We start from the raw sequence: 4993 nt of genomic DNA, 5'->3' as shown, positions 1-4993 counted from the left end.
CCCCCACCACGCCACAACTCGCCTCCCCCGCCACCGCGTTCGCGAACCGAAGTGTCCCCTTCCGCCATCTGCTCCGGGCCTCGCACGAGCCCGTACGGTTCCTCGCCGACGGTCTGCCCAAGGGGCTGAGCGTCGACCGGCGCACCGGGCTCATCTCCGGAACACCCACCGAAACAGGCGAGTTCCGCGTCACCACCACCGCGGGCAACGCGGCCGGGACCGCGACGGGCACGCTCACGCTCACGGTGGGCACGCCTCCGCCCGAGCCCTGGTCGTACGGCGATCTCGGCGACACGGTCCTCGACGACCGCGCGTTCGGGACCTTCGGCGTGGTGGCGATCCGTACGCCCGGCAGCACCGCGTACGACGACGGGACCTTTGTGGTCCGCGGTGCCGGGGTCGATCTCAACGTCAACGGCCAGGGAATGACAGGGCAGTTCGTGCGGCAGCCCGTCACCGGCGACTGCGAGATCACCGCCCGGCTCGTCTCCCGCGCGGGCGCCGCCGCCTCGGACCGGGTGGGGCTGCTCATGGCCAAGTCCCTGTCGCCGTTCGACCAGGCGGCCGGGGCGATCGTCACGGGCGGGGCCACCGCGCAGCTGATGCTGCGCACCACCGTGGCCGGTGCCTCTGCCTTCTCCGGCTTCTCCGGCACGAGCAGTGGCGGTGTCCAACTCCCCTGTCTGCTGCGGCTGAGGCGCACCGGGACCGCCTTCGCCGCCGCCGTGTCCGGCGATGACGGTGCCACCTGGACCTCGCTCGCCGAGGGAGCGATCCCCGCCTTCGGTGACGCGCCCTACTACGTGGGGCTGGTGGTCTGCTCCCGTGATCCCCTGGTCCACAGCACCACCCGGTTCGAGCAGGTGAGCATCGCTCGAGGTTGACTGTACCTACTAGTATGTACGAGCGTGGCCAACGACAGACTCCGAAGCGACAAGCTCCGAGGCGACAAGCCCTGAGAGGAGAACCGCCGGCATGCCTTTTGTCCGCATCGACGCACTGGGGGCCGACCGCGACCGGCTCGACGCGCTCGGCCGCGCCGTACACGACGCCATGGTGGAGACCATCGGCTTCCCGCCCGACGACCGGTTCCAGGTCCTGACCGGCCACGACGGCGTCGGCAGCACCCTGCGCTACGACAACTACCTCGGTATACGGCGCGACGACGGCATCGTGTACATCGCGATCACGATGCGCTCCGGGCGGACACCCGCCCAGAAACGGGCGCTGTACCGGCGGATCGCCGAGCTGGCCCACGCGTACGCGGGGACCGAGCCGCGGAACGTGTTCATCGTGCTGACCGAGAACGAGTCGATCGACTGGTCGTTCGGCCACGGGGTGGCGCAGTACGCCGAGGCCCCCGACGCGACCGGCCCGGGCGCGGAGGCGAGCTGACACGGCGCTCACCCGGTCGGCGCCATCCACGTGACACGTGACAGATGGCGCCGGCCGTGCGGCGTCAGCCGACCTCGGCCACCCGCGCCTGCTTCTTACGGGCTCGATAGGCCGCCGCCTTGACCTTGTTGCCGCAGGAGTCCATGCCGCACCACTGGCGTCGCATACCGCGCGACCGGTCGATGTAGACGCGGGTGCATTCGGGGTTGCCGCACTCCTTGAGCAGCGGCACATCCGGCCCGCCGAGAAGCTCGACGGCGTACCGCGCCACGGTGGCCAGCACCTCCTCCGGCGTCGCCTCGGTCCACCGGCCCGACGCGGTGAGCTGGGGCGTGGCGGGAGGCTTGCGGGCCATGCCGTTCACCAGGGCCAGCACCTCGCCGTCGTACGCGTCCCCGGCGACGCGGGCTTTGATCAGCCCGTAGATGGCCTCCCGTACGGCGATCGCCTGCTCGACATCGGCCTCCTGACTTGCGGAGACCGCGTCGACGATTCCCGACTCCAGATACCAGGCGTCCAGCCGGTCCGGCGACACGAACATCTCGAACCTCACGGAACGGCGGGCGCGGAGCGTCGCGGCGAGGTCGAGAGCAGGGTTGCCGCAGAGAAATACGTGATCCAGATTCACGTCACCATCTTGACGGGTGACCGTGACTCCTGCAAGGCTCGTCACCCACCAGAGCGGTGATGGAAGGCGACGACATGGCACAGCCCGAGCAGATACGCGATAACGCCGAGGCCGCACGACGTGCTCGATTCGGCACCCTGCCCCAGCGCATCCGCCTGGAGGACACCGTCGAGGAACAGCCCGCCATCGCACCGGACCCGGCGAAGGACACCTACAACGCCGACGAATGGCTCACACGCAACTGTCTGTGAGCGGCCTCGCACCCCGGTTGGCCTCGCCGATCGCGCGCCCCGCTAATCGCCTCGCCAGATGTTGTCGAAGGCCGCTTCCTCGATGGCCCGCCGCTGCCGTACGGCCTCCAGCTCCATGACCGCGTCATTCACCGCGGCGAGCACCGTCACCACCGCCTCGTCGGCCACGGCCGGAGAGTCCTCGGGCGGCTCGCCGCGGATCCCGACGGCCGCCGCGAGCGCGGCGAGGACGGGCTCGTCCGATGTCCAGCGGTCCGCCGCTTCGCGGTGCGCGGGCGAGTCGGCCAGCACCGGCCGACTGGTCCGGAAGGGTGTCCAGCGGTGGCGGCGGGTGATCTCCCCCTCCTGCTCCAGCTCGGCCGCGTAGGCCGCGGACAGACCGCGGCCTCTGCGCCACAGCCAGTCGCCGACCGCCTCGTACGGCGCCTCTCGATCCAGCGACGACGCGGCCTCTTCCAACAGGCGATCGGCCATCGCCGGCTGCGGGCCCGGCACGATGACATCGCCGTCCAGGCTGAGCGCATGCGCGCCGATGAGGTCGATCATCTCGGCCCCCGCGAGCGCGAGCGACAGATCTCCGCGCTCCACCGGACGGTCGGGCACCGTGTCCATGGCGACGATCAACAGGTCCCGTGGTGTGGTCATAAGTGGCTCCACGTCAGAGGCATCGATGGCGATACGTCGCTGAGCAGCCGGGCCGGGACGGTTCCGGCGAAGGAGTTCAAGGAATTTCCCGTACGTGGCCGACTGTAGCGCGCCCCGGTCAGGGGTGCTCTGCCGCTCGAGCCCCTTGACAGCGCCCCGGACCTCGCTGACCATGTGAAGGCTCTTGGGAGCGCTCCCATGCGCTCCCGCACACCATTCCCCCCGTCGTCAGGCCGTACGGCACTGCCCCCTCGGTGCCATGGCCCGTGCGCCCGTGTCCCGCCGTGCGGGGCGAGCGTGGCTGAGCCGTGTCGCATGGCCGCATGGAAGGAGACCATGCGCATGACTCGAAGAGCCGCGCTGGTGGCCGCGGCGCTGCTGGTGGCCGGTGCCGGTCTGGCCGATCCCGTCCAGGCCAGCGACTTATCCGACAGAGGCACTCGGCCCTCCGCCGCCGCGGACGGCCCCGCCCTCAGGGTCGACGCCACCACTGGGCGCCACGCGATCGACCCGCATATCTACGGAATCAACTTCGCCGAGGAGGCGCTGGCCAAGGAGTTACGACTGCCGGTACGGCGGTGGGGCGGAAACGCCACCACCCGCTACAACTACAAGCTCGACGCCTACAACGCGGGCTCCGACTGGTACTTCGAGAACCTGTACTACGAGAACGGCACCGCCCAGCTGCCGGACGGCTCGGAAGCCGACAAGTTCGTCGACCAGAACCGCCGTACGGGCACCGACACCATACTGACCGTGCCGATGGTCGGCTCGACGACGGCGGCGCGCAACGCCGCCTGCGGCTTCAGCATCGCCAAGTACGGGCCCCAGAAGGGCAGCGACGCCCAGTGGCGCCCGGACTGCGGCAACGGCGTGAAGAGCGACGACACCAACGTCACCGGCAACGACCCCGCCGACACCAGCGTCGCCGCCGGCCCGGAGTTCACCAAGGGCTGGGTGGAGTATCTGAACCGCGCCTACGGGTCCGCGGACGCCGGCGGGGTGCGCTTCTACAACCTCGACAACGAGCCCGACCTGTGGTTCACCACCCACCGGGATGTCCACCCGGCCGGGGCGGGCTATGACGAGATACGCGACAGCACCTACGCCACCGCCGCCGCGATCAAGGAAGCCGACCCCGGTGCGCAGACCCTCGGCCCGGTCGGCTGGGGCCTGAACTCCCTCATCTACTCCGGCCTCGACCAGAAGACCTGCAACGAAAAGGGCGGCGACTGCTGGTCCAACCCCCCGGACCGGGCGGCCCACGGCGGGCAGCAGTTCGCCCCCTGGTACCTCCAGCAGATGAAGGCCTACGAGCAGAGCCACGGCCGCCGCATCCTGGACTACTTCGACAACCACATCTACCCGCAGCAGTCCGGGGTGTCCAGCGGCAATGACGACCCCGCCACCCAGGAGCTGCGGCTGCGTTCCACGCGACAGCTGTGGGACCCCACGTACGTTGACGAGAGCTGGATCAACCAGCCCGTCCAGTACATCCCGCGTATGCGCTCCCTGGTCAACGAGAACTACCCGGGCACCAAGCTCGCCATCACCGAGTACAACTGGGGCGCGCTGGACCACATCGACGGCGCCCTCGCGCAGGCCGATGTGCTGGGCATCTTCGGCCGGGAGGACCTTGACCTGGCCACCTTGTGGTCACCGCCCAAGTCCACCGACCCCGGCGCCTACGCCTTCCGTATGTTCCGCAACTACGACGGCAACGGCGGCGCGTTCGGCGACACCGCGGTCCAGTCGGCCAGCGCCGACCAGGAGAAGCTTTCGGTCTACGCGGCCGAGCGCGACAGCGACCACGCGCTGACCGTGATCGTCGTCAACAAGACCACCGGCGATCTGACCGCCCCGGTGTCCGTGACCGGCCGCACCGGGCTCGCGGGCTCGGCGCAGGTCTACCGCTACGGGCAGGACGACGTCACCTCGATCAAACACCTGGCCGATCAGCCGGTGACCGACGGCGGGTTCACCACCACCTTCCCCGCATACTCCATCACCGAGTACGTCCTGCCCGCCGGCTCCTCCGAGGCGAAGCCGCCCACCGCCCCCGGCACCCCGACCG

6 protein-coding genes are annotated in these 4993 nt (G+C 69.9%); 4 read left to right on the top strand and 2 right to left on the bottom strand.

What is annotated here, in order from left to right; genetic code table 11:
- The coding region (locus CCN51_RS47080; protein ID WP_211303320.1) for an Ig domain-containing protein at window positions 1-884 on the top strand (884 nt) is incomplete at its 5' end.
- A gap of 91 nt (window positions 885-975) precedes the next feature.
- Window positions 976-1395, top strand: coding sequence for a tautomerase family protein (locus CCN51_RS47075; protein ID WP_014181768.1), 420 nt, complete (start codon window positions 976-978; stop codon window positions 1393-1395).
- Window positions 1396-1459: 64 nt separating this feature from the next.
- Here CCN51_RS47075 and CCN51_RS47070 read toward each other — a convergent pair whose 3' ends face one another.
- Window positions 1460-2023 carry a CGNR zinc finger domain-containing protein gene (locus tag CCN51_RS47070; RefSeq protein WP_014181767.1) on the bottom strand — a complete coding sequence of 188 codons (564 nt, stop codon included), beginning with the start codon at window positions 2021-2023 and terminating at the stop codon, window positions 1460-1462.
- A gap of 74 nt (window positions 2024-2097) precedes the next feature.
- Between CCN51_RS47070 and CCN51_RS56185 the strand changes: the two genes are divergently transcribed.
- Window positions 2098-2274 (top strand): hypothetical protein, encoded by a 177-nt coding sequence (locus tag CCN51_RS56185; protein WP_170061377.1) that lies wholly within the window; start codon window positions 2098-2100, stop codon window positions 2272-2274.
- Window positions 2275-2316: 42 nt separating this feature from the next.
- On the opposite strand, the gene CCN51_RS47060 is transcribed toward CCN51_RS56185, so the two are convergent.
- Complete coding sequence (locus tag CCN51_RS47060) at window positions 2317-2919, bottom strand: GOLPH3/VPS74 family protein (protein ID WP_014181765.1); 603 nt, start codon at window positions 2917-2919, stop codon at window positions 2317-2319.
- A gap of 342 nt (window positions 2920-3261) precedes the next feature.
- On the opposite strand from CCN51_RS47060, the gene CCN51_RS47055 reads away from it, so the two are divergent.
- The coding region (locus tag CCN51_RS47055) for a glycoside hydrolase family 44 protein (protein ID WP_086860986.1) at window positions 3262-4993 on the top strand (1732 nt) is incomplete at its 3' end.

Origin of the sequence: Streptomyces milbemycinicus (assembly GCF_002154605.1) — a bacterium.
Lineage (GTDB): Bacteria > Actinomycetota > Actinomycetes > Streptomycetales > Streptomycetaceae > Streptomyces > Streptomyces milbemycinicus.
Note: the sequence above shows the minus strand (reverse complement) of the source record. Positions and strands in the feature narration are given on the sequence as shown.

Coding starts and splice junctions, on each gene's coding strand:
- CCN51_RS47075 (WP_014181768.1), top strand. CDS start 976: ATGCCTTTTGTCCGCATCGACGCACTGGGGGCCGACCGCGACCGGCTC.
- CCN51_RS56185 (WP_170061377.1), top strand. CDS start 2,098: ATGGCACAGCCCGAGCAGATACGCGATAACGCCGAGGCCGCACGACGT.
- CCN51_RS47060 (WP_014181765.1), bottom strand. CDS start 2,919: ATGACCACACCACGGGACCTGTTGATCGTCGCCATGGACACGGTGCCC.